Source organism: Cypionkella sp. TWP1-2-1b2, from assembly GCF_049896245.1.
Lineage (GTDB): Bacteria > Pseudomonadota > Alphaproteobacteria > Rhodobacterales > Rhodobacteraceae > Cypionkella.
Genome location: NZ_JAFCTX010000049.1, coordinates 1 through 26,281 on the forward strand (window position 1 = coordinate 1; position 26,281 = coordinate 26,281).

The following is a 26,281-nucleotide window of genomic DNA, read 5'->3' on the forward strand; positions in this document are numbered from 1 at the left end:
GCATGGAGCGCCGTTCGACCCCAATGTCCCCGAAACCGACGAACTCAAACTCGCAGTCCTCAAGCTCGCGAAGAAGTGGAAGCCGACAAAAAAGTAGGCAGGTTCACCGGACGCTTACATACATAAGGGGCACTGACTTATCGCGATCACAGTTTAAGCGTGAAGAGTTTTAGTGGGCTTCGTGGACGCTGTAAGAACCTGTCTGAGTGCGAAATATGCAACATATGAAGGCCGCGCTGCGCGTTTGAAGTATTGGTAATTTTCGCTGTTTTATCTGCTGATGCTGCTGGCCTTTGGTGCGTTCGGCTTTGTACTGAGTAGCGGTTCCAATGTCAGGGCAGACAACCTGCACTCGTTTGCGCCCTTGATCATCGTGATTTTGGCGATGATTATTCCCACCATCTCTGTGACCGTCCGGCGTCTGCATGATCGCGATATGTCGGGGTGGTGGTGTCCTGGATTTATCGCGCAAGTTTCATTCCATGGTTGGCAAATTGATCAATCTGGCAACATTGGTTCTCTATGCCCTGAAAGGCACGGCGGGACCCAATCGTTTTGGCCGTGACCCTCTCGGCGTTGAACATAACGCTGAAATCTTCTCCTGAATTTGCGCCAGCTTGTCGCATTACTTTGCTTTTGAATAATCGCAGGTGCAGGCGTGCCGCCGGGTGTCGCGCAAGAAGTTGACTTTGAGGGACAGAGGGTCGTCGCACCCAACGCAGCTCGGGATGCGGCAGGTCAAGGCCGCGCGGATGCTTTGACTGACGCTGGGTTACAGGTCCAGATTGTCTACTTGCAAAAGTTTGACGGCAGTACTGAACAAAAAGACTCACCAAAAATCGTGATTGGGAAATCCGCTGAACCTTTGGCCCGATCGCGATGGCTTTGGTCGTGTGGCGCTGATCGCAGCTTTGGCGGTGTGGGTATATATCTCTGGCGAAGCACTTTGGGCACCTGACATTGCCGAAACTGCAAGCAAAGTTGTGCAGGCACCTAAAGGCTGGCAGCAAAGTGAAGCGGATTTACTCGAAAACCGCTCGCTGACGCCGATTGCCCAGATGGCTGACAGGCGGGCGGCAGTGGTGCGGTTCCTGAGGCTGTGTTTGTTGCACACGGCGGACGCAACAAAAACTGGTTTCAAACGTTCGGACACCGAGCGGGATGCATTTGGGTGCGTGCCGCTGCACTGGTCCGGGTCGGGTTATCTCAAACGCCTGCTGATCGCCGCCGAGCTTGCCCATTATGGCGGGCGCAGCGTTGATGAGGCAACACTTCAAACCTTGATCGAGGGCGCACGCGGAGTATTGCCGTGTCAGCGAGGTGGCAATGTCTAGCGGCCTGACATTTGCTGGCGTCGCCGCCGTGCTCTTTGGTCGGCGGGCTGGCGTTGCTGAAAGCTGCAACGGGCGGGATGGCGCTGGACCGCTCTGCGCATTTTGCTGATCTACGATTTGAACCTGAACACCGAAGATCAGCCCGCGACGTCAGGGCAAGAACAACCGGGTCAAAGCACGTTGCGCGAATTGGACAGCGATGTGCTTTACAGCAAAGTCACTGGGCTTAAGACGCTGGTTGTGCTGCCGAAATGGCGCGGTGCGATGCGGTTTGGCCCAGTGCAACAGGTGGCAGAGGATCGGCTTGAAGTCTCGAAACTGGCGGCGATTGATGCCAAGGCTCGGTTGATCCGACTGTCGCGCAATGACGGGCGGAGGGTGGCTGAGTTCACGCTGACGCGGCTGCAGAGTCTGGCGCAGCAGACTTTTGGCGCGGGTGCGGCAACGGGGCAGGCTTCGGGCTGGGGGTCAAGCCGCACTCGACCAGCTCAATGCCAAATTCACCCGGCAAAATCCCGAAGACGCAGCGGAATTGCGCGCCTGCGTCGATGTTTTGCAATCTTCGGCAGGCACGCTGCAGCCTTCAGAGTTGCGCCGCATACTTGATCGCTTCGCAGAATTACTGGAAAGGCTGACGCATGGACTTGGCTGAGTTTCAAACCCTCATCGCATCGGCGCGCACCGAGATCGGCAAAGCGGTGCAGGGGCAGGATGCCTTGACCGATCTGTTGCTGGTTTCGGTGTTTGCGCGCGGTCACTGTCTGGTTGAAGGCCCGCCGGGCACTGCGGAAATCACGATTTTGACGCGCCATGCCGCCCAGCCGTTGGAGTTTGAGGCGCGCGGCAAAGGCATCGAAAAGGTGCTATCAGCGGCGGAACTGGCGGCGGGCAAAACTTGGGGGATGGCATCCGGTTGGACCCAAACATCCTGACCTATATCGTCGATCTGGTGCGGGCGACCCGCAATGACGGCGATATCAGCCATGGGGCCTCAACGCGTGCTGCGGATGCTTTGGCCGGGGCTGTGCGCGCCCGTGCGGCGGTCGAGGGGGCATGGATTATGGCCTGCCAGATGATGTGAAGGCGCTTATGGTGCCGGTGCTGTGCCATCGGCTTGTGTTGAGCCTTGTTGGCGAGATTGAGGGCCGGCCCGCCGAAGCCGTTCTGGCGAATATCCTGAACCGCGTCGATCCGCCGCGCTGAATGAGACCCGCGCCGCGCCTTATCACTTTGGTCTTGCTCTGTGCCAAGCTGACAGTGCTGCTGGCGCTTGCAGTATGAGACCCTGCCGTCCCCGTGCTGGTGATGTGGTCGGCTTTGCTCGTGCTCGTGATGATGGATGCGCTGGCGTCGATTGCGCCGCGCGCGATCACTGTCGAGGTGAGTTTGCCGAAAACCGGCATGGTGGGGGTGGATGCACCTTACACAGTGTCGCCGAAGCGCAAGACGGGTGCGGCCTTGCTTGCCAAACTGTCTCTGCGCTTCGATCTGGATGCGGCGCTGGGCGATGGCGTTATGGTTGATATTGCCTGCGACGGGCCGTCTTACGCCATCAAGGACCATCTGCCGTTGCTGAAGCGTTGGCTGCACAAGGTCCGTGCCTTGCACCTGAAATGGCCGTCGCGCGGGGGCTTGCTTGAGGTGGTATCCCGTATGCCGCTGTCGCAGGAGATCACCGTGGTGCCCGATGTGACCGCAGTGATGTCTGCACAGATCCAAGCGCAGATGTTTCCCCTGCTGGAAGGCCAGAAGGGCAAGCGCATCATCGGGATCAAGGTGATCTCGACCGATAGCCGCGCTTTGGGGGTACATCAGGGTGTCGCGCGCAACATGTTGAAATGTTTCGAGATTGTTGCGTCCTTGGGCTTGGTTTTGCAATGGAACTACACTTCGACCGCGCAGTCGTGGATTGCCGCTGCGATCCTGTTGGCCGGGACCCTGTTCGTCGTGATCTATCCGATCTGCAACAAACGCAAGCAGCGGTTGGGCGATGTGGTGGCGGGCACCTTGGTGATCGTAAAGCCAAAAGCCATTCTGCTGGATGACCTTGCTTTGAGCGAAGCGCAGGGCGGATTTACCCTTGATCAGGCGCAACTGGACATCTACGGCAGTTACGAGTTGCAGACCCTAGAGGCAATTTTGCGCGACCCGTCGAAAAGCCAGCTTCATGCCGCAGAGCTTGAGAAAGTCGCCAAGGCGATTGCGCGCCGAATCGGCTATTCCGAGCACGCCATTGGTGCCGACCCGCGGCCTTTTCTGATGGCGTTTTACCGTGAGCAGAGAGAAAGGTTGGAAAGCCGATTGCTTTTTGCCGAGCGGCGGCAGGATAAGTACCACAGCAATGCGCCAAGGCCGAAGTAGTTTGCGATCAACTTTGAAGTGAGAGCGGCGATGAGTTGGATCGAAGTACATGTCTTGGCGCTGATCCATCATTACGGTGCGGGCGCGTTGTTTGTGTCGCTTGCGCTAGAGACTTTGGGGCTGCCATTGCCGGGAGAAACTGCGCTGATCTTGGCCGCAACCTTGGCCGGGGCAGGCAAGATCAGCATTTGGGCGGTGGCGATTGCGGCATGGTGTGGCGCGGTTTTGGGCGACAATATCGCCTATTTCATTGGCCGCAGATATGGCCGGGTGGTGGTGACCAGCTACGGTGCGCGCTTTGGTGTGACCGAAAGCCGCTATGCCAAAGTGGAGGCGGTGTTCGCGCGCTATGGCCCGCTGATGGTGATTGCGGCACGGTTTGTGGTGTTACTGCGCCAGATGAACGGGCTGGTGGCGGGGACAGCAGGGATGCATCGGCTGAGTTTTCTAGCCGCCAATGTGGTGGGCGCGGCGCTTTGGGTCGGGTTTTGGACCATGCTGGCCTATCACTTTGGCCATTCGGCGACGATACTGCCGTTTATTGGGCGACATATCGGGTTGGTCGCTTCAGTGCTGGTAACCTTGGCTTTTCTGGGCGTGTTGGTGGGTTATGTCCGCTTGCGTAGTAGGCCCAAGCCGTAACGGCTTGAGCCCTTGGCATTGGGTTATTCCATAAACCAGCCGTGGCTGACGATCATCGACTGGCCAGTCAGCGCATTGGTCGGGAAGGCGGCGAACAGGTGGGCGATCTCGGCCACGTCTTCGACCGTGGTGAATTCTTTGTCAACGGTGCCGCCGAGCATGATTTTATTCACCACATCTTCCTCGGAAATGCCCAAGGTCTTGGCCTGCTCGGGGATTTGCTTTTCCACCAGCGGGGTTTTCACAAAGCCGGGGCAGATCACGTTCGAGCGCACGCCGTGTTCCGCGCCTTCTTTGGCGATGACGCGGGCGAGGCCCAGCAAGCCATGCTTGGCAGTGACATAGGCCGATTTCAGCGGTGAGGCTTCTTTGGAATGCACCGAGCCCATGAAGATGATTGAACCCGACCCGGCCTTATACATATGCGGCAGGCAGGCCTTTGAGGTCAGGAACGCGCCGTCGAGATGGATCGACAGCAGCTTCTTCCAGTCGTCGAACGGGAAGTCTTCCAACTTATGCACGATCTGGATGCCCGCGTTCGACACCAGCACGTCAATCTGGCCCCATTGGTCAATCACTTGCTGGATGCCTGCGTTGACAGCGGCCTCGTCGGTCACGTTCATCTCAACGCCAATGGCTGTACCGGGGCCTTTGGTGGTGAGTTCAGCCGCGGTGGCTTGGGCGGCATCCAAGCGCAGATCGGCGATGACAACTTTCGCACCATCGGCGATGTAGCGTTCGGCGATGGCTTTGCCGATGCCACTGGCCGATCCGGTGATGACGCAGACTTTGTCGTTAAGGCTCATGGGGAAGGACATGTTCAAGCTCCTGTGGTGAAGGGAGTTAGCGGTTTGGGGCGAGGTAATCATGCACCACGCGGCCCAGACCAAGGGTAAGGTCGGTGAGGATATGGGTGGCAGACAGCACTTCACGCACCGGCAGTTGAGTCAGCGGGGCCATCGCGTGATCATGCAGTTCCAGCCCGGCGGGGCCTTCCCATGCGCCTTTGACGGCGATGTCTTCCAGTGAATATTCGACCAGTTCGCAGATGCGCGGGGTGCAATCGACATGCGGGATGATTTTCAGCAGGAAGGTGGGGGCCTTCAGGCTTTCCAGCACCTTCGCGGTATCAATCGCGCGGTGTTTGTAACCCATTGTGGCGCAGGCGACCTGCACCGAGCCGACATCAAGCGTGCCCACGAGGGTGTCTTTCTCAACCCGCATCCGGGGTTCGGCGAGTTTCTTCGGAAAGCCCCAAATCTCACGGCCGCCCGCGATGGGGCTGTCGTCGTTGAGAAACATCGCATGGACATAGCTGCCTTTGCGGCCATTGAATTCAACCGGGATGACTTGCCCGGTTTCGGTGTAATCGCCAAAACCAGTGCTGTCGGGCATCCGGATGAATTCGTATTTCACGATCGGGTCGATGACCTGCAAAGGTTCTGGCACCACTGCGCGCAGGGCTTCCATATCGGTGCGGTAGGTGATGATGAAAAACTCGCGGTTCACAAAGCGGTAGGGGCCTTTGGGGTAGGACGGGCTGGTCAGCGGCATCGCGAAGGCGTTGCGGGTTACATCGGTGATTTTCATGGGGCGCATCCTTTTGGGTTAGCGATTTGAAAGGTCAAACACCTGCACGCACTCGGTCGCGCGGTGGCGGTTCTTCCAATCGGGATGGTTGACGGTATGCTCTGCATCGGCCTTTCCCGCGTGCCAGTGATCCAGCATCGAGGTGCGGGAGAATTCGTAATCCTTTGAACCGCCTTCATATTGCGTCGGCCGGTAGATCAGATGTGCGATGGTGATATGCGGATCGGTACTGCCTTTCAGCAAAGCCTGCGCGTCGGTATCAGACTTCATCTCGGGTGGTAGTTTGTCATACAAGCGCCGGGCGGCGGCGCTGGTATCGTGCAGGCGCCGCATCATATCGGTGTTGAACCGGGTGCGGCTGGAGAAGCGGATTTCCTTCTCGCGCACTTCACTATGCCAGACCGAAGTGGGCAGCGTGCCGCGTGCGTTGAACAGATCAACTTGAAACACGCAGAGATCGGCCTGCGATTTCTGCTCGTCCATCACATATTGCAGCGGCGTGTTGGAAACCAAACCGCCGTCCCAGTAATAGGCTCCATCAATCTCAACCGCCGGAAACCCCGGCGGCAAAGCGCCCGAGGCCATGATATGCTCGGGGCCAATGCGTTGCTTGGCGGTGTCAAACCACGTCATATTGCCGGTTTCCACATTGACCGCACCAAGGCTGAGGCGGACCTCGCCGCTGTTGAGGCGGTCAAAATCGACCAAACGTTCCAGCGTGGCGCGCAGCGGGGTGGTGTCATAGAAACTGCTGGCACCTGTGGTGCCCTCTGGCATCAGGGCGGCGGGGGGGAAGCGCAGATCGAAAAAGCCGGGAACACCTGCCAGCGTGGTGGCCGAGGCACTGAACTGGTTCAACAAAGCCCGCGCCCAGATGCCGTCAAGTAGGGTGGCAGGCAGGGATTTAGAACTGGCTTGCTCCCAAAACTCCCGCAGCTTTTCGACGCGCTGATCTGGCGGGTTGCCCGCGATGATGGCAGCATTGATCGAGCCGATGGAGATGCCCGCCACCCAAGAGACGTGGCGGGCTTGGTGGGCCAGTCCTTCATAGGCTCCGGCTTGATAGGCACCAAGTGCGCCGCCACCTTGCAGCACAAGCGTGACATATTCTTCGGAACTGGCGTTTGATTTAGCGGGAGTGCGGGCCATCACGAGGCTCCTTTCAGGGTCAGATCAGCGACAAGCGGCAAATGGTCCGAGGCGCGTCTTGCCTCGGGCGTCAGAACGGCCCTGATGTCGTGCAGGGTGAAATCATCAGTCAGCGCAATGCGGTCCAGAGCGGCGACAGGCTTGCGCGCGTGAAAGGTAGGCGGGCTTGGTAACACCCGGAAGTCAGGGCCGAGGCCAGCCAGATGCGACAGGCCGGACCATTCATTGAAATCCCCCGCGACAAGCCGGGCGCTGATCTGCGAATGACCAGCGAAGGCGCGCAACGCTGCCAGTTGGCGGCGACGCGACGCACGGATCAGGCCCAAATGCGTGCCGATCACACCGATGTCCCGACCTTCAAAGTGCAGATCCACCATCACGGCCCCGCGCGGCTCTAGCCCCGGCAGGTCGATGTGGGCGGTGGACAGCACTTCAATGCTGTTGCGGATCAGAATGGCATTGCCGTGCCAGCCCAGACTGTCGCGGCCATGCGCGAACACCACCGGGCGAAAGCCGCGACCGTCGAACAACGCGGGGGGCAGGGAAGGTGGGCGCAGGCCCAGCCGCATATCAGCCTCTTGCAGCACCACAATATCGGCATCCAATGCCTCGATCACCCGCATAGTGCGCTCAGGATCGCGACGGCGGTCGTTACCCAGCGCTTTACGGATATTGTAGGTGGCGACACGTAAGAAAACTTTAGTCACAATATCGGGGCCCCCAGCCGGAAAATTCCCTCGATAAATCGGCGAGGCAGGCTTGGTTTGACAACGCCTTGGGAGCAGCGTGGCTCCAGTGCCCTGAACCAGTCGCGCAGGGCGGTGACGGTGGCGGCATCGTAAAGCATCAGCGCCGATTCAAAGTTCAACAACATGGACCTGACATCGAAGTTCGCCGAGCCGACCCAAGCCAGATCGTCGATTATCCCGGCCTTGGCGTGCAGCATGCCCTGCCGCAATCGCAGGATCACGCAGCCCGCCGCGTGCAAATCTCGCAGATAGGCCCCGCGCGCGAGGTCGGCCACCCATTGGTTCGATGTCTGCGGCAGTATGATCCGCACATCCACCCCGCGCCGCGCCGCAGTACCCAACGCTTGCAGCAGGGCCTCGGTTGGCAGGAAATAGGGCGTGGTCAACCAAATCGAGCGTTCGGCGCGGTGGATGGCGCAAACCAGCGCGTCATGCAGCGCATCGTCGGGGGTGTCGGGTCCAGACGGCACCAGTTGCGCGGTGACAGTTCCTGTGGGGATGTTTTGTGCGATCAGAGCCCCGTGCGCTGCACCAATCACATCCCAATCAGCCGAAAACACGTCGATATAGGTCTGTACTGCCGGACCTTGCAGACTGAAGCTGAGGTCGATCCAATCCTGCCCCTCCACAAGATAAGCGTCGCCAATGTTGCGCCCGCCCGCCCAAACATCGGCGAGATCCGCAATCACCATCTTGCGGTGATTGCGCAGGTTGAGATGGCCATTGCCGACCCGATGCAGAAACGGCGAGAAATACCGCACCTCGCCCCCTGCTGCGCATAACCGCTCCAGCGCCGCTTTCGGGCGGTGCAGCGCGCCTAGCCGATCAAGGATCAATCGAACCGCAACACCTGCTTCAGCCCGTTCGATCAGCGCCGTGATGAAATCGCGGCCCGAGGTATCGTCATCCAGCAGGTAAAAGGTGATGTCGAGCCGGGTCTTTGCCTGCGCAATGGTGCGAAACAGCGCCGTACCGGCGACTTCCGGTGTAAAATGCAGAACCAGAGCGTTCCCATCCGAGGCGGCAGGAATTCCGAAAGCTTGCAACACCTTTGCGACGGGTTGCGGTCTGGGCGTGACCTGACACATCGGGGCAAACCTGATCGGCGGAAACCGCGCGCTTTGCTTGCGAAACCCCAGCGCCAGAAACACCGGGATCGCCACATAGGGCAGCAGCAGAATGAACAAGAGCCAAGCTGCAGCTGATTGTGGCGAACGGCGTTGCTGCACGACGAACAGCATCGCAAGGCTGATCATAACGACACCCAGCACGATCAGGAAATGGGAAGCCAGCCAGATCACCGCATTGCCTCCGTTTACACCCGTAAAATTGAGCGACTGTGGTTGCCGATACCGCATGCAGGACTCGGCGCAGCCTTGTCTGCCGCAACATGACCCTCTGCCGGCTACGCGCAAGGCCGAGTTTTCAATAAGCACGAAAACGTGGTTTGCGCGTGAAGCGGTACCGTGCCGCGTCTTGTCGCTTGAATTCCCAGCAGACAATGCTATCAGCCGCTTGTTCGGGATGCAGGGCTGGCGGATACGCTGGCTGACTGCAGACCAAGCACGGAAGTGTGGCCGAGTGGTTTAAGGCTCTAGTCTTGAAAACTAGCGTAGGTGGAAGCCTACCGTGGGTTCGAATCCCACCGCTTCCGCCACATATAAGTCATTGATTTTACTTGGTATTATATGAAACTTTTTTACCCGACCTTTCAGGCCCATAGGAAATTGTGGCAGGTGGAGAGACAAGAATCTCCCCTTCTGAATCCGCCCGTTTGGAGCATCCGTCTCTGCCCCGCCCATGTGGCGGTACGGTTTGCCGGGGGTGCGTATGGCCCCCACGTTGACTTTCTATCGAACGGAAGCTGACGTAAAAAAAGCGGGCGGCGCATATTTCGGAAGTACGCAGGCGCGCACCCGCGAAATCCAACGTTATGCGGTGGTTCGCGTGATCACGACCGAACCACCCATGATGACATCGGTGTGGCATCCCCCAGAAACCTGAAGTCCGTTCACCTCACTGTTTACAGCGCGGCGAGGATTTCACGTTGCTTCTGCCAGTCCTGCGGCAATTGACGCCGCTTGAACCAATCTGAGGTGAAGCCGATTGGTTGGGTTCCGGCGGTGATCTGCCCGACAATTTCTGGAGCGAGAAAGGCAAGGCCGATCATATGCTGAATGCGGCTTGTCGTAACCTTTTCCCGTTTTGCCACGTCACCGACGGTAGCACCTTTACGGATGGCGTCATACCAACGATGGGCGGCAAGAACATTACGGATCAACACGGCATCGGGACTGGGTGTGGCGGCGGCGAGGCCGAGAATAATCTTCGTTTCGACACCCCGGCGCTGCGTGCGAAAGGGTGCTACGATGCGCCGACCTTGCGAACTGATGCGGTCCGGCGCGATACCAAGACGATCAGCCAGAGTTTTGCGATCCATGCGGATTGCGATGCTGCCCTGACGGAGATCTGCTCGTCGCAAGACACTGGCCCAGAGGGTGACGTCGCTGTTGGGGCTACAGTCGTTGGCGATCTTCTGAATGCGGGCCTGCAGGCCGGGAATTTCCGACGCGTTGAGGTGTTCCACCAAGGTCGTCACGGCCGCAGGTTTCATCAAATGATCCCGCAGAATGCAGCCTATGGCGGCTTCGATGTGGTGGCCCGGGAGGCGCCATGCATCGGGATGATCTGTTCGAACGCCCATCACAAGACGGCGTGAAACGTAGTATCGCAGCCGCCTGCCGTTCTTTTGCGAATGGCTCGGTGTCAGGCGATCCCCCGTCTCGTCGAACAGCTTGCCGATGAGGGGAGAGATGGAACCAACGGTTTTCTTGCCCCTGTCCCGCGTAGCATCGGTCGTAAGATGCGCCTGAACCTGCTGCCAGAGATCGGGTGCGATGATCCCCGGATGCTGGCCATCATAAATTTTGGCGATATTATACTTGACGTACCCACGCGAAAGCCTTAGATATAAGGCATAGCAAAGAGGTTACGTCATGTCTGTTCTGTCCCGCCCCGAATTTCACAATGAAGAAGCAGCGTACGCTTACGTTGAGGCGCGGGTATGGGCTAACGGTCGCGTATGCCCTCACTGCGGCGAAACAGAGCGCACAAGCAAGATGGGCGGCAAGTCTACCCGCATCGGCACCTATAAGTGCTACTCTTGCCGCAAGCCCTTCACCGTCAAAATCAACACCATCTTTGAAAGCAGCCACGTCGCAATGAACCTGTGGCTTCAAGCGATCTACCTGATGTGTGCCAGCAAGAAGGGTATCAGCAGCAACCAGCTTCACCGCACCCTTGGCGTGACGCTGAAAACTGCTTGGTTCATGTCTCACCGCATCCGCGAGGCAATGCGCGACGATAGCCTTGCTGGCTTTGGTGCTGGCGGCGGCGTTGTCGAGGTTGACGAAACCTTCATCGGTCGCGAACCCGGCATGGTCAAGAAAGCCGCCTATCACCACAAGATGAAAATGCTGACACTTGTGGACCGCGCCACGGGCCGCGCAAAGGCAATCGTTGTCGACGATCTGAAAGTAGCAACCCTTTTGCCGATCATCAGTGAGAACATTGCGAAAGAAGCCACGATCTACACTGACGAAGCAAAGCAGTATACGCGCATCGGTCGCGTGTTTGCGCACCATGACTTCACCACCCATAAAGCTGGTGAGTATGTTCGCGGCGACGTTCACACAAACACTGTCGAAGGCTATTTCAGCATTTTCAAGCGCGGCATGAAGGGCGTTTACCAGCACTGCGGTAAGCGTCACCTGCATCGCTACGCGGCAGAATTTGAGTTCCGATACAACAACCGCATAGCGAACGGCTTCAACGACGACGCACGCGTTGAATTCGCGATTCAATCTGTTGTTGGGAAGCGACTTACATACGCGCAATAACTAAACGCAACCGCAACGACAGCAATTGAGTCATTTCGCAATGGTACGCAGTGGGAAAATGAATCATTAGTTGATTCGGAAGTGGTGGCAAAACCCCTAGGAAGGTGATGGGAAACCGTCGCGTCTACCTCGTCCAAAAGAAAGGGGGCGGTTGCCCGCCCCCGATATTGTGACCGCAAGGTCAGATGACGGTCTGGGAATCTGGCGGCAGTTCGATCCTGAATGCCTTTTTCCCAAACCACTTAGCCCAAATTTTGCGACCGTCTTTGGTCGTGATGTAAGGGCGGTAGATGACGACCTTGTCGTCGCTTGCGTGTGCCATGATGTATCCTATTCATGGTTATCAACCGCTCCCTCAGACAGCTTCCAACGGCATTCATCTGAGGGGGCGGACCTACTGAGCATCACTCCTCATGAGAAAACACTCGTAGCTCGGATAGGATGAACCGTTGCAGGTGAATCCTTAATGCTTGAAAGCCTATAGGCTGCGCCGTCATAGGTGACGACACCGTCATTCTTGAGCCTGCTCAAGAGGCTGGAGACTGTACCACGCTCAAGGGAAACACCGTTCTTGGCGGCTCGCTCCACAGCACCTGTTGCATTGATGCCAACAACGCCAGCATCTTCCAACATTGCCAAGATGGTTTGCTTAACATTCGATCTCGGAGCGCGAAGTGTTACTTTGGGTTCACCCCTGGCTTCCCTGATCATATCTAGTATCAGAGCTTCCTGCGCCTTTATTTTGTCGTGCTCTCTACTCACTCGGTCCAGTTCACGCTGAATATCTTCAAGCCTGCCTTGAAGGCTTTGCATAGTTGGTCCTCTTGCCATATCCTTTACTCCGAAGTGGTGGCCCCGGCGGGGATCGAACCCGCATACCCTAGGAAGGTTTCGGTTTTAAAGACCGCTGCGTCTACCATTTCGCCACGGGGCCGTTTCTAGATCATGCGCGGCAAAGGTTCCGCGTGACAACATCTTGTGGTATTCGGGGGCTATGAGTCAACCTTGCAGCTAAACACTGTGCGTTAAAGTTTTGAACTCACTTTAAATGGAGCGTTATCATATGCTTAACAAAGCCGACAACAATCAATCACAAAGAAATGCTTTTGAAGAAACAGCGCGCGCCGTTGATGCCGATAAATCTGACGACGCCTTGGACCGAATCATGGGAAAGCTGGACCTGAAAAAGAGGCCAGAGAAAAAGGAAGCCGACGATGGCAAATCTAGTTAAGAGTGCCAGAAGTGGGGTCCTGATGGTTCGGGCTTTGTTGCATTTCAAGGGCCTTGCCAATCGCCTGAGCAAGATCAGCGGCGGCAGCAGGACTGCACCTAATGTGAGCAGTGGTTACGCGGCGAACCTCAACAGTCCCATCTTCTGCGGTGTCCAGGGCGTTGGCAACCAACTCAATCTGGATGGCCCCGTAAAGGTGACCAAAGGCAGAGACCCCGTCAAAGTACACGAATAAATCTTCCGCCATCGCCACCCCCACACAATATCATGTGGTCAGGCTGGCACACCCTACCTGATTCTGCAATGGGTACGCAAAGTATAATATCGCCAAATTTAAAGGGAAACCCGCCGCAGCCCATGCCTAGCGAGGACTTGGTGGAGCAGTGCCCGGCCCATGCCGCAACATCCGATCCAGCGACAGCGACTAGATATAGCCCATGCTACATCGGGTCGTACCATCTCAAGTAGCCGATCCTTAGCAGGCAAATTCGGTTCTGTGAAATGATTTGTTTCGCGGGCTCACGGTGAGTGCCGTAATGTCGGCCTGATAAGTATCGTACAACTCCCAGGGACCGGCCTTAGATGGAGTATAAATTCCCTGTTCCGCTCGGCAGGGAAAATCACCCGTAACCCGACGGAAAAGGCTGCATAATTTTGAGTTTCGTCCCAACATTTTGCGATAATTTTGAGAAATTCACTGTTTTTGGCAAATAACAGGGAATTCGTGCGAGACTGGATTGCTCAAGACTGGCTCCTCCGCCACATATAAGTCATTGATTTAAATTGATATTGCCTGTCGTCTTTTCACTAGACCTTTCGAGACCTTACGGCATTGTGGCAGGTGGAGAGACCAGAATCTCATCTTCTGAATCCGCGCGTTTAAAGCATCTGTCTCTGCCCCGCCCATGTGGCGGTACGGTTTCCCCGGGGCGCGCATGCCCCCAGCATTGACTTTCTATCGAAAGGAAGCTGACGTAAAAAAGTGGGCGGCGCATATTTCGGAAGTATGCAGGCGCGCACGCGCGAAATCCAACGTTATGCGGTGGTTCGCTTGATCACGGCCGAACAACCCGTGATGCCATCGGTGTGGCATCGTCCACAAACCTGAAGCCTCCTCGCCTCACTGTTTAGAGTGCGGCGAGGATTTCACGCTGCTTGTACCAATCCTGCGGCAATTGATGCCGCTTGAACCAGTCAGGTGAAGCCGATTGGTTGGGTTCCAGCGGCGATTTGCCCGACAATTTCAGGAGCGAGAAAGGCAAGGCCGATCATATGCTGGATGCGGCTTGTGGTGACCTTTTCCCGTTTTGCAACGTCACCGATGGTAGCACCTTTACGGATGGCGTCATACCAATGATGAACGGCAAGAACATTTCGGATCAGTGCCGCATCCGGGCTGGATGTGGCGGCGGCAGGTCGAGAGTAATCTTCGTTTCGACAGCCCGTCGCTTTGCACCAGATCTGTAGCGAGCCCGTTTTAGGTACGTGTCTTGGCCGTGCGTTGATTTTCGGGGACATACATTTGATGGAAAAGCATCCAAGTTATTTTGAACGGTGGTGGCTATTTGATCCGGTAGCCAATCAGAAATCAAAACTGGATTGTTGACGGTCTTTTGGCAGCTGCCACTTCCCAAGTGAGACATGGCGGCCTTGCCCTTGAATGCTGTCGATCAATGTAATTTCGCTGATAGTCCAAGCGATTGTTTTCGTGATGAGCCTTTCGCCAGAGAAGCCGGGGCCATAAGCAAGGGTCACATGCGGATTTACCTTCTGGGATTGAGAGGCAGTAATGCCCAGAGCGCGGAGTGCGGTATGCAATTCGGCTGCTACCTCTTTGGATTTATTGTTTTCACTATCCGTTGCGACCACAAGCGGTGATCTTTGCGGGTCGCCTTTGAATGTAGTCAGCCTGTCGAAACTCAGTGTGAATGGCGCTGCCCGCACTCTGGTGGCGGCCTGGCTGGCGCGCTGAACAAGCATCGGGTCTACAACATCCATCTCGGCAATTCCGTAGAGGGAAAGGTGGAGCGTGTCGTGGCGAAAGGGCGCGCCTGTGCCAAAGGATTGCCATGCGCTGGCCATCTGGGCATGGATTTCGGCAGGCGGAATTGCTGCGAAGAACAATATGTGCGCTTTACGGGCAGCTTGCTCGCGTTGTCTGGTCGTGGTGTGATCTGACATTTATGTGCCTTTCTATTGAGTTATGGTGAAGGCTGAAATGATATTGGGCAACTTTGCGTTCTGTGGAAGCTGGTTCCACAACAACGTTGCGTTCAGTGAAAATCCCTTGAACCGGGGATGATGCGCGCATTTCGCGGGTGACGGTGCGTCGGGGCTGGGATCGGATTTTTCACTTCGTCACCGCGGGCAAGGGGTGGGGCAAGACTGCGATCCGACAGGCGCAGCAGAACATCGCTGCGATCTTGCAGACTTTCGACGACGATATGCGTCACGCCAGAGGATGGGTCGCGTTGCAATCGGCCCGTTACATGCATCAGCCGAGCAGTCATCACTACCTTACGGAAAGCGGTCATAACCTTGGGCCAGAGCACAAGATTGGCCACCCCGGTTTCATCCTCTACCGTGATGAAGCAAACCCCCTTGGCGCTGCCGGGGCGTTGGCGCACCAGCACCAGACCCGCCAGTTGCACGCGGCGGCCATTGGACTGGCGGGGCAAATCGGCCGCACAGACAAAACCCTGCCGCGTCATGCTAGCGCGCATAAAAGCTATCGGATGCGCTTTCAGCGACAGCCGCAGGGTCTGGTAATCGGCCACGACATGCTCGCAAAGCGGCATTTGCGGCAGGGTGATCACAGGCTCGGCACCCTCATCAGGGCTGGTTTGAAACAGCGGCAGATCGGGTGCATCGCGCAAAGCGCGCGCCTCCCACAAAGCGCCACGACGGTCGAGGCTCATCGAGCGGAAGGCATCGGCTGCCGCAAGGCTGCGGATGGTGCGGCCATTCAGTCTTGCGCGTGTAGCGGTATCGGCAAGACTGACATAGGGTTCATCGCGTTCCTGCACCAGCCTCTCGGCGGCATCGCGCCCCATTCCATCGACTTGCCGCAGGCCCAAGCGTAGGGCAAAGCCGTTGCCCGATGGCTCTAGCGTATTGTCCCATTCGCTGAAGTTCACATCCGCCGCTCGCAACTCTACCCCGTGTTCGCGGGCATCGCGTACGATCTGGGCCGGTGCATAGAACCCCATTGGCTGAGAGTTCAGCAGCGCACATGCAAAGGCTGCGGGGTAATGGCATTTCAGAAAAGATGAGACATAGACCAACAGCGCAAAGCTGACAGCATGGCTTTCAGGAAAGCCGTAGTCGCCGAAGCCTTTGATTTGATTGAAACAGCGCTGAGAGAAATCTGGATCATAGCCGCGCGCTACCATTTTGCCGACCATCTTGTCCTGCAACTCCCCAATAGTGCCGCGTGATCGGAAGGTCGCCATAGCGCGGCGTAATTCATTGGCCTCTGCCGAGTTGAATTGCGCAGCATCCATTGCGATCTTCATCGCCTGTTCTTGAAAGATCGGCACGCCAAGCGTGCGACCAAGGATGTTCTTCAACTCATCCTGCGGATGCTCTGGCCCCGGTGTGGGATAGACCACCGCTTCTACTCCACTGCGCCTGCGCAAGTAGGGATGCACCATGTCGCCTTGAATAGGGCCGGGGCGGACGATGGCAACCTCGATCACCAAATCGTAAAACTCGCGCGGCTGCAAACGGGGCAGCATGTTCATCTGTGCCCGACTTTCCACCTGAAACACGCCAATGCTGTCACCGCGACACAGCATGTCATAAGTGTCTTTATCGCGCGGGGGGATAGAGGCAAGATCATACATCACCCCGTATTGCGCTTTCAGCATATCAAAACATTTGCGGATGCAGGTCAGCATACCAAGCGCCAGAACGTCGATCTTCAGGATTTGAAGTTCATCAATATCATCCTTGTCCCATTCGATAAAACTGCGATCTGGCATGGCCGCATTGCCGATTGGCACTGTCTGATGCAGTACGTCTTCCGTCAGGATAAAACCGCCGACATGCTGAGACAGATGGCGGGGCATGCCGATCATTTGCTCGGCAAGGCGCAGTGTGCGCGACATTAGCGGATCGGTGATATTTATCCCGGCTTCACTGGAATTGGCCTCGCCCATACTGGTGCCCCAACTGCCCCAGACGGTTTTCGCCAGCGCCGCCGTGACATCTTCGGACAGCCCCATTGCCTTGCCGACATCACGGATGGCCGAACGCGGGCGATAATGAATGACAGTGGCACAGAGGCCCGCGCGGTGGCGGCCATATTTATCGTAGATATGCTGGATCACCTCCTCGCGCCGTTCATGCTCAAAATCGACATCGATATCGGGTGGTTCGTCGCGGTCTATGCTGATGAAGCGCTCGAACAGCAATTCCTGTTCTGCCGGATCAACCGAGGTGATGCCCAAAACGTAGCACACTGCCGAATTGGCAGCCGAGCCACGGCCTTGGCACAGGATGCCCTGCGCGCGCGACCAAAGCACAATTTCGTGGATGGTCAGAAAATACTGCGGGATATCCTTGCGATGAATAATATCCAGTTCTTTCATCAATATCGCCCGGACCTTATCGGGTATACCGTGGGGATAGCGTTCGGCCGCGCCTTGCCAAGTTAGTTTTTCCAATTGGCTTTGCGGCTTTGCGCCGGGAGGAAGATCCTCTTGTGGATAGTTATACTTCAGCTGCCGCAGGTCAAATGTGCAAGCATCTGCCACCTCGCGCGTGGCACGGGCTGCGTGTGGCCATTCGGCGAACAGCCGCGCCATTTCGGCGGGCGATTTGAGGTGCCGCTCGGCATTGGCATCCAGCAAGAAACCTGCCTTGTGAATGGTGGCTTTCTCACGGATGCAGGTCATCACATCTTGCAACGGGCGGCGGTCGGGCGTGTGGTAATGCACGTCATTGGTGGCGAGGATCGACAGGCCGTGGGCCTTTGCCAGTCGATCCAACCGATTGATCCGGGCGCGATCATCCCCCCGATACAGATAGCTTGCCGCGATATGACGCAGGGTTGGCAAAAGGCGCACCAACTCGGGCAGGCGACGCGCCAGTGCCGGATCAGGCAGTGCTATCAATTGCACACCCTCAGAATAGAGCGCCAGATCGGCAAGCGTGATGTCACATGACCCCTTGGCCTGCCAGCGATTGTCGATGTCGTGGCGTTTGCCCTTGGTCAGCAGCGTGCAAAGCCGACCATAGGCGGCACGGTCGCGCGGATAGGCCAGAAACACTTCGCCGGTGATCAGTTGCAAGCGACAGCCAATGATCGGGCGCAGGTTGGCCGTCTTGGCTTCGGCGTGGATACGAACCACCCCGGCCAAAGTGTTCAGGTCGGCAACGCCCAGTGCATCGTAACCCAAAAGATGGGCAGTCCCCACCAACTCGGATGCCTCCGAGGCACCGCGCAGAAAGGAATATGCGGTCGTAACGCCCAGTTCCACATAGTCTGCACGCGGATTAGGCTGAAAATCCCCGGTCAGAGTCTTGCGGCTGCTACGATCATCACTGTCGGGCATCAGGCAAATATCCCGTGCAAAAACCAGCGCGGATTGCCACCACGGCCATCATCATGCAGCCCTTCGCGGTAAATCCAGAGGCGGTGACCAGCCTCATCTTCAACTTTGAAATAATCGCGCAATCGGGTGCCGGGGCGGTCTTGCCACCATTCCGGCGCAATGCGCTCTGGCCCCTGATAACGCGCCACACGATAACTGCGCCGCCGCCATTGAAACTGCGCAGGCGGCCCCTCTGGCACGGCATAGAGCACGTTTATTTCTTCGGGATGCTCTAGCAGGCGTTGTGGGCGTTCGGCCCGGGGCAATGCACTGACTGTGGTGTTGTCTCGCTGCTGATGATCCAGCGGAGCAGCCCGGATTTCAGCACGTTCGGGAATGTGGCTTGCAACTGGCTGAAGTTGCGTCACCGCATCGCGGCCAAACCGTGCCGTCAGTCGGTCGACCAAATGTGCCAATTCCAACCCGGTATCAGTGCTGCCTGCCAGATCGACCTGCTGGGTGCCGAGGCTTTCAGTCACTGTTGCCTCCAACGAGATCATATCAAACCCGTAACCGGGGTTGATCTTCTCAAGGCGATCCCGGAACAAAAAAACCAGATGGCCAGCATCGCGGCTGGCCGAGGCACAGGCGGCCTCAATCCGGCTGATTGTGCCATCGGTGCGATAAACGGTCAGCCGCAGCCGCCGTGCCGCCTTATGCGCGTTGGCGAATTGCGTGCAAAGCGCCAAGCACAGTGCGGGCAGATGATGCGTCGGATCAAATATCGGCTCTGCCAGCCGAGCATCGGCGCGAAAAACTGTCGGATCTTCGGGCGGCGAAACCGGCTCGGGCAGATGCCCGGTCATCTGGTCCAGCCGGATCAAAGGGCTCTGCGCCGGAGCAGCACGCGAGAACCGGCGCGCCAGTGACAGACGCGGCAGGTTGGCCAGATGGCCGATTGTGCGCAAGCCAAGCCGGTTCAGGAGCAGCACGGTTTCGCCGTCCAGTCGCAGTGCCGCCACGGGCAGCGGTGCCGGATCAGCACAGATCGCCCGCACCGCGCCAAACCGCGCCTGCGCCCAAGCCGCGCCCCAAGTTGGGCCCAGCGCCAGTCGGACCGAAAACCCGAGCAGCGAAAAACTGGCCTCCATTTCTGCGAGCATCGCGGGCTCGCCAGCCCAGATGTGATCCGAACCGGTGGTGTCCAAAATCAGGCCATGGTCACTTCCCGCCGCAGCCCAGTCATCAGCAACAGTCCAAGGGCACCAGCGCCGCGCCCAAAGCGTCAGCCGATCCAGCGCCGTCCGATCCCCCTCGGGATCAGCGAAATCAACCTGTAAATCAGGACAAAGTGCGCGCATATCTTCCATGCGCGCGCCATCTGTCACTCCAGCCAAAGCTGCCGCGCGGTTCAGGGCATGGACAACCGGCCCATGCGTGCCCTCGACCGCCAAGACTTGCGGCAGATCATCTGGCAGATCGTTGCCCAACCGCGCCTGCGCCTTTTGCCAGCGTTCGATCGGGAAGTTCGGCAACCAGATTGAGACGATCCGCCGTTCCGTTTTCATGACGTATCACCCATGTGCCCGGCTTCCTATCGCGTGAACGGAACAACTCGGCCCGCCAGCGTGGATCGCCGGGCGCGAGCGGATCATCTGGATTCAGGGCAGACGGCAGCGTGGCAACCCGCCAGCGATTGCGCGCGGCACTCAGATTGGCGGTAGCTGCCTGTCGGATCAACCAGCAAGGCACAGCAGTTGCCTCGGCGCGCAGCGCAAGCCGCCTCATCGCTGTGAAATTCAATGCTGCGGCATCACCCCGCACTTCGACAATCACTGCCGCAAGTTCTCTGCAGCGCAAGCCCTCCTCAGCCGCAATCATCACGTCGGCAGGCCGCGAAAGCTGCATCAGTATCAGCGGCCCCAAGCCAGTCAGATCTGTCAGAAAAGGCCGCCCAGTTTCGCGCTGCGCCAGACGATCCTGAATCCAAAGTACCGCCCCGCTGCAATAGCCGAGTTGGGCTATAACAAATCCTGCTGCTGCAGCGTCTGCGCCGATCGCAGGAAAAACCTCAGTCAGAGTTACCTCTAACCGTCCAACACAAAGACCTGATGGTAGCGATCGTATCATTTTAATGGCGGGTATCCACAACATGGCACAGGGAATCACATTAAATGTTCACTATTTGTTCTAATAGTCTTTTCCTACAAGCCAAACAAGACAGGCCATCCTCCGCTCAGGCAAATGACTGCAATGTTCGAGCGCAAGATAGGATAAAACTTCATCAATTCAGTATCTTATGAATCTTATGCGGTAAATTTTTCAGTTTTTCGTCCAGGCAGTCAAAGAAATCATTCTCAAGGTTCGAATCCCTGTCTCTCCGCCAGATAAACCATACAACTTATTAAAAATACTTTATTTTCTGCGAAGTTGATTTTTCCATCCCCCACGCCATCCCCCGCCTTGCAAAATTCGCCGTGCGTTTTGGGTAACAGGTTCGGGAAACCTCACCCCCGATCCAATGCCTATTGAGGAGGAACCCTCGGCCCGCCGTCAGATGCCCGCGCGTCGGGCGCGGCCCCTAGATCGGCCTAGTTTACGCCGTCATCCCAGATTTCCAGCATGGCGCTTTCACCTCATCCCCGCCCGCGCGCGCAGTGCGCCGCGATTGGGCTAACACCCCACTCCCTGCGCGTGCGTCGTTGCGCGAGAATACCGCATTTCAGGTTTTCATGGGCTTTCCCGATCAGGAAAGGTTACTTCCATTTCCGAATGCAGGAACAAGGCTTCGCGCGCGGGCGCGTATTTCGCGGCAAGGTCGCATCGCTTCCCTTTAGGGAGTGACAAAATTCACCCCTACCCCCCTTTAGTGCTTACTCTCAGCGCGAATGAAGCCCCGCCTTCGGTCCCCCGGTACGGACGCGGCAGACGTTTGACGCCCTCCCTTATACGAAAGGCCCGCGCTGGGCTTAGGCCATAGGGTAGCACGGCGATGCGCCCGTTTGGCAATATCTCAATCAGGCGGGAACCAATATCGGCCCGGCAAGTTTCTAGTTTGTCTGCACGATATGTGGTTTCAGTTAGTAGTTGGTTACAAGGAGCGCGCCGGGTTATCCCCCAATTCGGCGCGCTTTTTGCATACTTGGCAATGCGAAAGCCCCGCGCTGGGCGGGGCTAACACTCCATAAGAAACGCGAGAAACCTTGGGGAAACCTTGAGGTCATTGCCCCGCGTTCTAGGGCCGGAACCTTGACCTAACCTTGACGTAACTTTGAAATGCGGAACGGCGCGCGGGGACACCTTTTATAGACGGGAAGTTGCCCCCCATCAAAGGCCGCGCTGTTGCTGCGGCATCCCCACCAGCGCTTCAATCTCGGCACAGAGCGGTTGCGAGTGGTCGCAGATATGCACCACCTCGCCACCGTCAAAAGCACAAAGCTTCATCGCCAGATCGGCGGGGGACAACCAATTCAGATTGAGGCGAAGCGCTACAGCGGCGCGAAGGGCGAGGGTTATTGCAGGGCCTCAATCCGATCTGGCAGGCCAGAGACTTGGGCGAGTGTCACGCTGAGCAGCGCGTCAAGTTGATCGATTTGGCGATTTCGATGGCCGTTACTATCCACGATAGGCACCTCTGCCAGCAAATCAATGGCGAGGCCCAGAAGGTCGGAAACCTCACTTACACGGGCGGCGATGGCGTTGCGCTCGAAGGTGTTCACGCAACACCGCCTTCCGGGCGCGGCATAGCGTCGATCCGGTCGGCAAGGCGGTGTGCCAGATCGGCGGCAACGGCGGCGAGGCTGTCTTTCAGTTGACTGCCGCTTGCCCGCGCGGATGCGTCGGCAACGATTGCGACGTGCGTGGCAAGATAGGCCAGCGTGTCGATCAGGCTTTCGGCGTCACGTTCATTTTCCAAGGCAGCAATTTGGCTGCGGATTTCAAAGACGCGCGGTTTTTCATAAGCTGGCAGACTCATGGCATTATCCTTTCGGGTTGAGGTTTGGGTTTAGGCGGCGAAGCTTTCGCGGGCCCCGGCTTCGGACAGCGCGGCGCGCATGGTATCAAGGCGCGTCCAGTCAGAGCCGCGCATGGTATCTTTGCACTCGAAGGCCCACAGATCGGCGCGGATGCGGTCGGCAGTGGTTTGGGTTGCAGCTTTGGCAGCGCGCTTGACCTCGCCCCATGCGTCTTGCAGGGCATAGCGCAGGCGGCGAAGGCGATACTTCTGCCATTCGCTGCCCTTTTTCACGATGGCCCAAGCGCGGCGCATGATTTCCGATTTGTTGAACATGGCGGCTTCCCCTTGCAGTTTTATGTCCCTGTGTTAAATATTTAGTGCAGGTTGCCACCTATGTTAATACGGGGGCATAATTTTTTAATACAAGGATATAACTGTGACGCCCGCACAAGTCAGAATGGCCCGGAGTGCCTTGCGGCTAGGGGTGCGAGAATTGGCAGAATTGGCAAAAGTCACACCTGCCACTGTGACGCGCTTTGAAACTGAAAAGGGCGGCTTGCAGCTTTCCACCGCCGAAGCCATCCGCAAAGCCCTAGAGGCCCAAGGCGCTCAGTTCCTGGAAGCTGGGCAGGTTGCAGCGGGGCCGGGTGTGGCGATAAGATGAATGGCGAAAGGCAGAAATTTGCTCAAGATTCCAGCCTGCACAATCGCATTTATGAAATCATTCGGGTATTAACGCGCTGCAAGAATGGATGGAAAGCAAATGTATCAACGCTGTATTGGCAGGTCTACGCATTGTCGCCGGAGGATTTTCCTGCAGACATACGCGCTGATTTCACAGAGCTGCAAAGGCTGATCTATGCTTGTCAAAGAATTGGCGCGAATGACTATCGCCTGTTTTCATCGCCAAAAGCCTCTGACAGAGATAGAATTTCGGATTCTGCACTCAGGCTTTATGCATATATGATTACCATCAGAGCAACGGTGGGAAAGCCCACCTTGCCCTAACCTTGCCATCCGCATGACTCGCCAGAGGGGCATTTCAGCGCGTCCAGCTATTCCCCGCCGCCTGACAGCGCCAATACCTAACGCACGCCCAGCGCTTCCTCTGCGCCTCGGCCATTAAACTTGACCACGAACTACGCACTAATCTTGCACAAGGAAGGAAAACGAAAAATCGGTCCCGTTTCCTGTCCCGTGCCGCCCCGTCGTCTGGACTGGGTGACAAATATTCTCGAATTTATGCGCAACGCGCAATCCAAGTTTGGCTCTTAAGCAGAACGGCGTTTACGTGTTATTAAACCAAGGCCGCAAAGCCCGGCAAGTAACATCCAGCCTGCCGCAGGCAGTGGCACAGCTGCAACACCGCCCCCAGTGCAGCCGACATTCGCTGTAACACAAGACTTCAGAACGTAACTTCCCTTAAGAAACGCCGCATTGTCGGTTCCTTCTTTCGTCCAGAACTCGCTAAAAATATCCGAGCCAACCTTGAATCCGTCAAGCGTAAAGACATACTCATCATCGCCGATCAGAAAACTGCTCGTCGAAGCCAAATTTACGACCGCTGTGACGCGGTCAGCGCAACCGACGGTATTAACTCCAGCACCCTGTGCACCGCCATTCGCGCATACGGAGCCTTTGCCCGGAAAGTTGCTAGTTTCCCAATGGTTGAATGTGTAAACTGTACTCACCACCTGTTCCGTCGCGCCAATCATAATCCTGACCGCGACCTCTAGCGTCGCTTGGGCAATGGATTTATTGGTAATTGGGTTGTTGTGATGTACAAAGTTACCGAGGTTGAACGTGGAGCCAGCTTCCACATTGTTAATGGGAACGGTAGCGGCCGCAAAATCGTAACCACTTTTGCCTGCCGACGTTGCAGGGTCTCCCCATCGGATACTATTTGTTCCGACCCCATCAGCTACCAGCGGCGTAGTTGAAGTCCACTGCGAAGTGATTCCGGTAATGTTGACCACGGCTGCATCGGCCGTGCATGCCAACATGCTAACGATAGCCGCAGCTGCTAAATGTTTCTTCATTTTTTTCCTCATACCATTCACCTACCAAACACATGCGATCCGAATGCAGGAAACTTTGCCAAGATGGGCTTGGCAATCGCTGAGCCTGCTGTCGCTGAGCCTGATGTCACTGCTGAGTGTAACTAAGCAAGAGCCTCCGTGCTGCAAGAAAATGGCGAAAATATAGCAACTATAACAATAAGTTGATGCATTTCACAACTATAAGTTGATGTCGTTTCTGGTCGTGATCTAATCGTCGATAGTTACCTGCAATTTTTGATCTAATAGTCTGTTCGATTCAGCAGGGTAAGCGAATCAAGTGGGTGAGCATTTGAGCTTTTCGGTGGAGCCGCCCAAGCCCCGGTGTCTGGGCGGCATGTGAGGATTAATCAGCCCGCTTAAGCTTTATTGCGGGTCGGTACTGTCAAGCCTTGCATCTTCTAGCTTGCAACCACCCACACACGCCCAGCGCTGTCTCTGGGCCTCGGCAATTCGTGCTAGCCCCTCTGGCGTCTTGGCCCCGGTGGAGTGGCCGCCATGAAACTTGCAGCGGCGCTTGCCCGGCTCGGACTTGTTGCGACACTGCCCTCCCTTGCGGGTCTTGGCCCCGCATATGACGCGGCGGTGAGTGACGGCTTGGGCTTGCCGTTCCCTGTTGCGGGCGAGATGTGCGGCAAATAGCACTTCAGCTTCGGCGTCGGCTTGCTCTTGCCAGCTAACACCCCGTCCCCCCGTGCGCGCAATACTGGACCGGGAATCCTGCAAACCCAAAGCCTCAGCCGTCAAGCGCCATGCACCATGCCAGCCGATAGCTGCCTTGGCTTCCCAATACTGGACGGTATCGCGGGACACTCCCACACGCTTAGCCAGATCGGCTTGGCTTAACTTTGCCGCCTTGCGTGCCGCCCGCAATTCTGCCCCGGTCATAGCTTGCGCGCCCTTGCCGCGCTCAAAGGTCGGCATCATCGCCGGAAATGATTACAGTGAAAGACCGGACTTCCTGCTTGTCCACCAGCAAGCCGTGCAGCTTTGCCTTGCCCATTGTCGCGCCTGTCATTGCGGCGGGGTTCAAGGTTTCTTTCGCAACCTTGCGGGCTTCGTCTAGTTCGGTCGTCAGGCTTTCGATTGTCACCATAAGGCGGGTGGCGGCTTGGCCTTTGAGTTCTTCCACCCTAGCCGAAACCTTGCCGTCAGTTGCCAATGCGCTGGCCTTGCGCCAAACGGTTTCGGGCTTTGTGTTTTCGCCAACATCATAGGCGAGCCGGTAAGCCTCGGAGGCGTTCCCCTTCTCGACATAGGCGAGGCAAAAGGCTTCCTGCTTTGCGGTTAGAGCGGTGGACATTGAATTTCCTGCTTTTGGAGTATGTTATGTTATAACATTTTTTGCCTTAGGATAGCCCCGGCAAAGGCAATTTGCCTTTTCCCGCAGCTACCCCGCTATACCTCTCCTAAAATTCAGGTTTCTAACTTGAGCAGGTCAGAGGGCAAAATGACTAGACTAACGCCTAAACGCCGTAGAAGGTGTTATTGAGAATCATTTGTTAGGTGAAGGCTTATCCCCTTTGATCCGGCGGCACATGATGTAGTGCGACGCGGCTTGCCAACTTGAAATGTTCTGGTATTGTTCTACCCATGCCAGCCAGATGGAAAAATGACAAACCTATGTCCCGCCAAGCGTTCGACGCTCGGTTTTCCGACGAGGAAGCGTGCTCGCATTATCTGGCGGAGCATCGTTGGCCCGATGGCTTCGTCTGCCCCTCCTGTGGCACCTGCAAGGGCTGGCCTCTAAAGCGAAATCGCGCAACCTGGGAAT

Annotated in this window: 34 protein-coding genes and 1 tRNA gene; 16 read left to right on the top strand and 19 right to left on the bottom strand. The window is 56.9% G+C overall.

Annotation, left to right across the window (positions count from 1 at the left end):
* The first annotated feature begins 265 nt into the window (after positions 1-265).
* The 8 genes from ACP7AP_RS21320 (at position 266) to ACP7AP_RS21355 (ending at position 4,337) form a co-directional block, all read left to right on the top strand.
* Positions 266-565: a DUF805 domain-containing protein gene (locus tag ACP7AP_RS21320; protein ID WP_426037534.1), complete on the top strand. Its 300-nt coding sequence runs from the start codon at positions 266-268 to the stop codon at positions 563-565.
* A 328-nt stretch (positions 566-893) separates the two neighbouring features.
* A complete protein-coding gene (locus tag ACP7AP_RS21325) occupies positions 894-1,334 on the top strand; it encodes a hypothetical protein (RefSeq protein WP_426037473.1) in 441 nt (146 codons plus the stop codon).
* A 117-nt stretch (positions 1,335-1,451) separates the two neighbouring features.
* A complete protein-coding gene (locus ACP7AP_RS21330; protein ID WP_426037475.1) occupies positions 1,452-1,940 on the top strand; it encodes a hypothetical protein in 489 nt (162 codons plus the stop codon).
* 32 nt (positions 1,941-1,972) lie between these two features.
* Entirely contained in the window at positions 1,973-2,266 is a 294-nt protein-coding gene (locus ACP7AP_RS21335) for a hypothetical protein (RefSeq protein WP_426037477.1), read from the top strand.
* Positions 2,248-2,415 (top strand): hypothetical protein, encoded by a 168-nt coding sequence (locus ACP7AP_RS21340; protein WP_426037479.1) that lies wholly within the window; start codon positions 2,248-2,250, stop codon positions 2,413-2,415. The genes ACP7AP_RS21335 and ACP7AP_RS21340 overlap by 19 nt, the downstream gene beginning before the upstream one ends.
* Positions 2,388-2,537, top strand: a complete 150-nt coding sequence (locus tag ACP7AP_RS21345; RefSeq protein WP_426037481.1) for a hypothetical protein — start codon at positions 2,388-2,390, stop codon at positions 2,535-2,537. The genes ACP7AP_RS21340 and ACP7AP_RS21345 overlap by 28 nt, the downstream gene beginning before the upstream one ends.
* Before the next feature lie 120 nt (positions 2,538-2,657).
* Positions 2,658-3,695: an RDD family protein gene (locus ACP7AP_RS21350; protein WP_426037536.1), complete on the top strand. Its 1,038-nt coding sequence runs from the start codon at positions 2,658-2,660 to the stop codon at positions 3,693-3,695.
* A gap of 30 nt (positions 3,696-3,725) precedes the next feature.
* Positions 3,726-4,337 carry a DedA family protein gene (locus ACP7AP_RS21355; protein WP_426037483.1) on the top strand — a complete coding sequence of 204 codons (612 nt, stop codon included), beginning with the start codon at positions 3,726-3,728 and terminating at the stop codon, positions 4,335-4,337.
* A 23-nt stretch (positions 4,338-4,360) separates the two neighbouring features.
* Here ACP7AP_RS21355 and ACP7AP_RS21360 read toward each other — a convergent pair whose 3' ends face one another.
* From ACP7AP_RS21360 to ACP7AP_RS21380, 5 genes are read right to left on the bottom strand one after another with little or no spacing between them, the layout of a single operon-like run.
* Positions 4,361-5,155, bottom strand: coding sequence for a 3-hydroxybutyrate dehydrogenase (locus tag ACP7AP_RS21360; protein WP_426037485.1), 795 nt, complete (start codon positions 5,153-5,155; stop codon positions 4,361-4,363).
* Positions 5,156-5,180: 25 nt separating this feature from the next.
* Positions 5,181-5,927 (bottom strand): acetoacetate decarboxylase, encoded by a 747-nt coding sequence (locus ACP7AP_RS21365; protein ID WP_426037487.1) that lies wholly within the window; start codon positions 5,925-5,927, stop codon positions 5,181-5,183.
* A gap of 18 nt (positions 5,928-5,945) precedes the next feature.
* Positions 5,946-7,076 carry a patatin-like phospholipase family protein gene (locus ACP7AP_RS21370; protein WP_426037489.1) on the bottom strand — a complete coding sequence of 377 codons (1,131 nt, stop codon included), beginning with the start codon at positions 7,074-7,076 and terminating at the stop codon, positions 5,946-5,948.
* A complete protein-coding gene (locus ACP7AP_RS21375; protein ID WP_426037491.1) occupies positions 7,076-7,783 on the bottom strand; it encodes an endonuclease/exonuclease/phosphatase family protein in 708 nt (235 codons plus the stop codon). Before ACP7AP_RS21375 ends, ACP7AP_RS21370 begins: the two co-directional genes overlap by 1 nt.
* Positions 7,780-9,126 carry a phospholipase D-like domain-containing protein gene (locus ACP7AP_RS21380; protein WP_426037493.1) on the bottom strand — a complete coding sequence of 449 codons (1,347 nt, stop codon included), beginning with the start codon at positions 9,124-9,126 and terminating at the stop codon, positions 7,780-7,782. Before ACP7AP_RS21380 ends, ACP7AP_RS21375 begins: the two co-directional genes overlap by 4 nt.
* Positions 9,127-9,392: 266 nt before the next feature.
* Here ACP7AP_RS21380 and ACP7AP_RS21385 point away from each other — a divergent pair.
* Together ACP7AP_RS21385 and ACP7AP_RS21390 are read left to right on the top strand one after the other, a co-directional pair.
* A tRNA-Ser gene (locus ACP7AP_RS21385) sits at positions 9,393-9,482 on the top strand.
* Between the two features lie 173 nt (positions 9,483-9,655).
* Positions 9,656-9,829: a hypothetical protein gene (locus ACP7AP_RS21390; protein WP_426037495.1), complete on the top strand. Its 174-nt coding sequence runs from the start codon at positions 9,656-9,658 to the stop codon at positions 9,827-9,829.
* A 19-nt stretch (positions 9,830-9,848) separates the two neighbouring features.
* Here the strand turns inward: ACP7AP_RS21390 and ACP7AP_RS21395 are convergent, their stop codons facing one another.
* The gene (locus ACP7AP_RS21395; RefSeq protein ID WP_426037497.1) at positions 9,849-10,439 is read right to left on the bottom strand and encodes a hypothetical protein; all 591 of its coding nucleotides are present in this window, start codon (positions 10,437-10,439) and stop codon (positions 9,849-9,851) included.
* 382 nt (positions 10,440-10,821) lie between these two features.
* Between ACP7AP_RS21395 and ACP7AP_RS21400 the strand changes: the two genes are divergently transcribed.
* A complete protein-coding gene (locus tag ACP7AP_RS21400) occupies positions 10,822-11,724 on the top strand; it encodes an IS1595 family transposase (RefSeq protein WP_426037498.1) in 903 nt (300 codons plus the stop codon).
* Positions 11,725-11,905: 181 nt separating this feature from the next.
* Here ACP7AP_RS21400 and ACP7AP_RS21405 read toward each other — a convergent pair whose 3' ends face one another.
* Entirely contained in the window at positions 11,906-12,046 is a 141-nt protein-coding gene (locus ACP7AP_RS21405; RefSeq protein WP_426037500.1) for a hypothetical protein, read from the bottom strand.
* Positions 12,047-12,135: 89 nt separating this feature from the next.
* Positions 12,136-12,537, bottom strand: a complete 402-nt coding sequence (locus tag ACP7AP_RS21410; protein WP_426037502.1) for a hypothetical protein — start codon at positions 12,535-12,537, stop codon at positions 12,136-12,138.
* Positions 12,538-12,787: 250 nt separating this feature from the next.
* Here ACP7AP_RS21410 and ACP7AP_RS21415 point away from each other — a divergent pair, with 250 nt between their 5' ends.
* Together ACP7AP_RS21415 and ACP7AP_RS21420 are read left to right on the top strand one after the other, a co-directional pair.
* Complete coding sequence (locus tag ACP7AP_RS21415) at positions 12,788-12,955, top strand: hypothetical protein (protein WP_426037504.1); 168 nt, start codon at positions 12,788-12,790, stop codon at positions 12,953-12,955.
* Positions 12,939-13,190 carry a hypothetical protein gene (locus ACP7AP_RS21420; RefSeq protein WP_426037506.1) on the top strand — a complete coding sequence of 84 codons (252 nt, stop codon included), beginning with the start codon at positions 12,939-12,941 and terminating at the stop codon, positions 13,188-13,190. Before ACP7AP_RS21415 ends, ACP7AP_RS21420 begins: the two co-directional genes overlap by 17 nt.
* A 959-nt stretch (positions 13,191-14,149) precedes the next feature.
* Here the strand turns inward: ACP7AP_RS21420 and ACP7AP_RS21425 are convergent.
* The 8 genes from ACP7AP_RS21425 to ACP7AP_RS21460 form a co-directional block, all read right to left on the bottom strand.
* On the bottom strand, positions 14,150-14,473 hold the full coding sequence (locus ACP7AP_RS21425) for a hypothetical protein (protein ID WP_426037508.1): 324 nt from the start codon (positions 14,471-14,473) through the stop codon (positions 14,150-14,152).
* A 63-nt stretch (positions 14,474-14,536) separates the two neighbouring features.
* Positions 14,537-15,136 carry a 2'-5' RNA ligase family protein gene (locus ACP7AP_RS21430; protein ID WP_426037510.1) on the bottom strand — a complete coding sequence of 200 codons (600 nt, stop codon included), beginning with the start codon at positions 15,134-15,136 and terminating at the stop codon, positions 14,537-14,539.
* Between the two features lie 92 nt (positions 15,137-15,228).
* The gene (locus ACP7AP_RS21435; protein WP_426037512.1) at positions 15,229-18,513 is read right to left on the bottom strand and encodes an error-prone DNA polymerase; all 3,285 of its coding nucleotides are present in this window, start codon (positions 18,511-18,513) and stop codon (positions 15,229-15,231) included.
* Positions 18,513-20,060: a Y-family DNA polymerase gene (locus tag ACP7AP_RS21440; protein WP_426037514.1), complete on the bottom strand. Its 1,548-nt coding sequence runs from the start codon at positions 20,058-20,060 to the stop codon at positions 18,513-18,515. The genes ACP7AP_RS21435 and ACP7AP_RS21440 overlap by 1 nt, the downstream gene beginning before the upstream one ends.
* The gene (locus ACP7AP_RS21445; RefSeq protein ID WP_426037516.1) at positions 19,960-20,400 is read right to left on the bottom strand and encodes a hypothetical protein; all 441 of its coding nucleotides are present in this window, start codon (positions 20,398-20,400) and stop codon (positions 19,960-19,962) included. The genes ACP7AP_RS21440 and ACP7AP_RS21445 overlap by 101 nt, the downstream gene beginning before the upstream one ends.
* 1,604 nt (positions 20,401-22,004) lie before the next feature.
* On the bottom strand, positions 22,005-22,211 hold the full coding sequence (locus ACP7AP_RS21450; protein ID WP_426037518.1) for a hypothetical protein: 207 nt from the start codon (positions 22,209-22,211) through the stop codon (positions 22,005-22,007).
* The gene (locus tag ACP7AP_RS21455) at positions 22,208-22,468 is read right to left on the bottom strand and encodes a hypothetical protein (protein WP_426037520.1); all 261 of its coding nucleotides are present in this window, start codon (positions 22,466-22,468) and stop codon (positions 22,208-22,210) included. The genes ACP7AP_RS21450 and ACP7AP_RS21455 overlap by 4 nt, the downstream gene beginning before the upstream one ends.
* A gap of 30 nt (positions 22,469-22,498) precedes the next feature.
* Entirely contained in the window at positions 22,499-22,783 is a 285-nt protein-coding gene (locus tag ACP7AP_RS21460) for a hypothetical protein (RefSeq protein WP_426037522.1), read from the bottom strand.
* A 124-nt stretch (positions 22,784-22,907) separates the two neighbouring features.
* Between ACP7AP_RS21460 and ACP7AP_RS21465 the strand changes: the two genes are divergently transcribed.
* Complete coding sequence (locus tag ACP7AP_RS21465; RefSeq protein WP_426037538.1) at positions 22,908-23,114, top strand: helix-turn-helix domain-containing protein; 207 nt, start codon at positions 22,908-22,910, stop codon at positions 23,112-23,114.
* Entirely contained in the window at positions 23,111-23,458 is a 348-nt protein-coding gene (locus tag ACP7AP_RS21470; protein WP_426037524.1) for a hypothetical protein, read from the top strand. Before ACP7AP_RS21465 ends, ACP7AP_RS21470 begins: the two co-directional genes overlap by 4 nt.
* 263 nt (positions 23,459-23,721) lie before the next feature.
* On the opposite strand, the gene ACP7AP_RS21475 is transcribed toward ACP7AP_RS21470, so the two are convergent.
* From ACP7AP_RS21475 to ACP7AP_RS21485, 3 genes are all read right to left on the bottom strand, one after another.
* On the bottom strand, positions 23,722-24,489 hold the full coding sequence (locus tag ACP7AP_RS21475) for a choice-of-anchor K domain-containing protein (RefSeq protein ID WP_426037526.1): 768 nt from the start codon (positions 24,487-24,489) through the stop codon (positions 23,722-23,724).
* A 384-nt stretch (positions 24,490-24,873) separates the two neighbouring features.
* Entirely contained in the window at positions 24,874-25,434 is a 561-nt protein-coding gene (locus ACP7AP_RS21480) for an HGGxSTG domain-containing protein (protein WP_426037528.1), read from the bottom strand.
* On the bottom strand, positions 25,418-25,810 hold the full coding sequence (locus ACP7AP_RS21485; RefSeq protein ID WP_426037530.1) for a terminase small subunit: 393 nt from the start codon (positions 25,808-25,810) through the stop codon (positions 25,418-25,420). The genes ACP7AP_RS21480 and ACP7AP_RS21485 overlap by 17 nt, the downstream gene beginning before the upstream one ends.
* 290 nt (positions 25,811-26,100) lie before the next feature.
* Between ACP7AP_RS21485 and ACP7AP_RS21490 the strand changes: the two genes are divergently transcribed.
* The coding region (locus ACP7AP_RS21490; protein ID WP_426037532.1) for a transposase at positions 26,101-26,281 on the top strand (181 nt) is incomplete at its 3' end.

Bases quoted from the DNA above. Each gene is read 5' to 3' on its own strand.
- ACP7AP_RS21335 (WP_426037477.1), top strand. From the start codon at position 1,973: ATGGACTTGGCTGAGTTTCAAACCCTCATCGCATCGGCGCGCACCGAG.
- ACP7AP_RS21345 (WP_426037481.1), top strand. From the start codon at position 2,388: ATGGATTATGGCCTGCCAGATGATGTGAAGGCGCTTATGGTGCCGGTG.
- ACP7AP_RS21355 (WP_426037483.1), top strand. From the start codon at position 3,726: ATGAGTTGGATCGAAGTACATGTCTTGGCGCTGATCCATCATTACGGT.
- ACP7AP_RS21360 (WP_426037485.1), bottom strand. From the start codon at position 5,155: ATGTCCTTCCCCATGAGCCTTAACGACAAAGTCTGCGTCATCACCGGA.
- ACP7AP_RS21365 (WP_426037487.1), bottom strand. From the start codon at position 5,927: ATGAAAATCACCGATGTAACCCGCAACGCCTTCGCGATGCCGCTGACC.
- ACP7AP_RS21370 (WP_426037489.1), bottom strand. From the start codon at position 7,076: ATGGCCCGCACTCCCGCTAAATCAAACGCCAGTTCCGAAGAATATGTC.
- ACP7AP_RS21390 (WP_426037495.1), top strand. From the start codon at position 9,656: ATGGCCCCCACGTTGACTTTCTATCGAACGGAAGCTGACGTAAAAAAA.
- ACP7AP_RS21395 (WP_426037497.1), bottom strand. From the start codon at position 10,439: ATGAAACCTGCGGCCGTGACGACCTTGGTGGAACACCTCAACGCGTCG.
- ACP7AP_RS21400 (WP_426037498.1), top strand. From the start codon at position 10,822: ATGTCTGTTCTGTCCCGCCCCGAATTTCACAATGAAGAAGCAGCGTAC.
- ACP7AP_RS21405 (WP_426037500.1), bottom strand. From the start codon at position 12,046: ATGGCACACGCAAGCGACGACAAGGTCGTCATCTACCGCCCTTACATC.
- ACP7AP_RS21410 (WP_426037502.1), bottom strand. From the start codon at position 12,537: ATGCAAAGCCTTCAAGGCAGGCTTGAAGATATTCAGCGTGAACTGGAC.
- ACP7AP_RS21415 (WP_426037504.1), top strand. From the start codon at position 12,788: ATGCTTAACAAAGCCGACAACAATCAATCACAAAGAAATGCTTTTGAA.
- ACP7AP_RS21420 (WP_426037506.1), top strand. From the start codon at position 12,939: ATGGCAAATCTAGTTAAGAGTGCCAGAAGTGGGGTCCTGATGGTTCGG.
- ACP7AP_RS21425 (WP_426037508.1), bottom strand. From the start codon at position 14,473: ATGTCCCCGAAAATCAACGCACGGCCAAGACACGTACCTAAAACGGGC.
- ACP7AP_RS21430 (WP_426037510.1), bottom strand. From the start codon at position 15,136: ATGTCAGATCACACCACGACCAGACAACGCGAGCAAGCTGCCCGTAAA.
- ACP7AP_RS21435 (WP_426037512.1), bottom strand. From the start codon at position 18,513: ATGCCCGACAGTGATGATCGTAGCAGCCGCAAGACTCTGACCGGGGAT.
- ACP7AP_RS21440 (WP_426037514.1), bottom strand. From the start codon at position 20,060: ATGAAAACGGAACGGCGGATCGTCTCAATCTGGTTGCCGAACTTCCCG.
- ACP7AP_RS21445 (WP_426037516.1), bottom strand. From the start codon at position 20,400: ATGCAGCTTTCGCGGCCTGCCGACGTGATGATTGCGGCTGAGGAGGGC.
- ACP7AP_RS21455 (WP_426037520.1), bottom strand. From the start codon at position 22,468: ATGAGTCTGCCAGCTTATGAAAAACCGCGCGTCTTTGAAATCCGCAGC.
- ACP7AP_RS21460 (WP_426037522.1), bottom strand. From the start codon at position 22,783: ATGTTCAACAAATCGGAAATCATGCGCCGCGCTTGGGCCATCGTGAAA.
- ACP7AP_RS21465 (WP_426037538.1), top strand. From the start codon at position 22,908: ATGGCCCGGAGTGCCTTGCGGCTAGGGGTGCGAGAATTGGCAGAATTG.
- ACP7AP_RS21470 (WP_426037524.1), top strand. From the start codon at position 23,111: ATGAATGGCGAAAGGCAGAAATTTGCTCAAGATTCCAGCCTGCACAAT.
- ACP7AP_RS21475 (WP_426037526.1), bottom strand. From the start codon at position 24,489: ATGAAGAAACATTTAGCAGCTGCGGCTATCGTTAGCATGTTGGCATGC.
- ACP7AP_RS21480 (WP_426037528.1), bottom strand. From the start codon at position 25,434: ATGATGCCGACCTTTGAGCGCGGCAAGGGCGCGCAAGCTATGACCGGG.
- ACP7AP_RS21485 (WP_426037530.1), bottom strand. From the start codon at position 25,810: ATGTCCACCGCTCTAACCGCAAAGCAGGAAGCCTTTTGCCTCGCCTAT.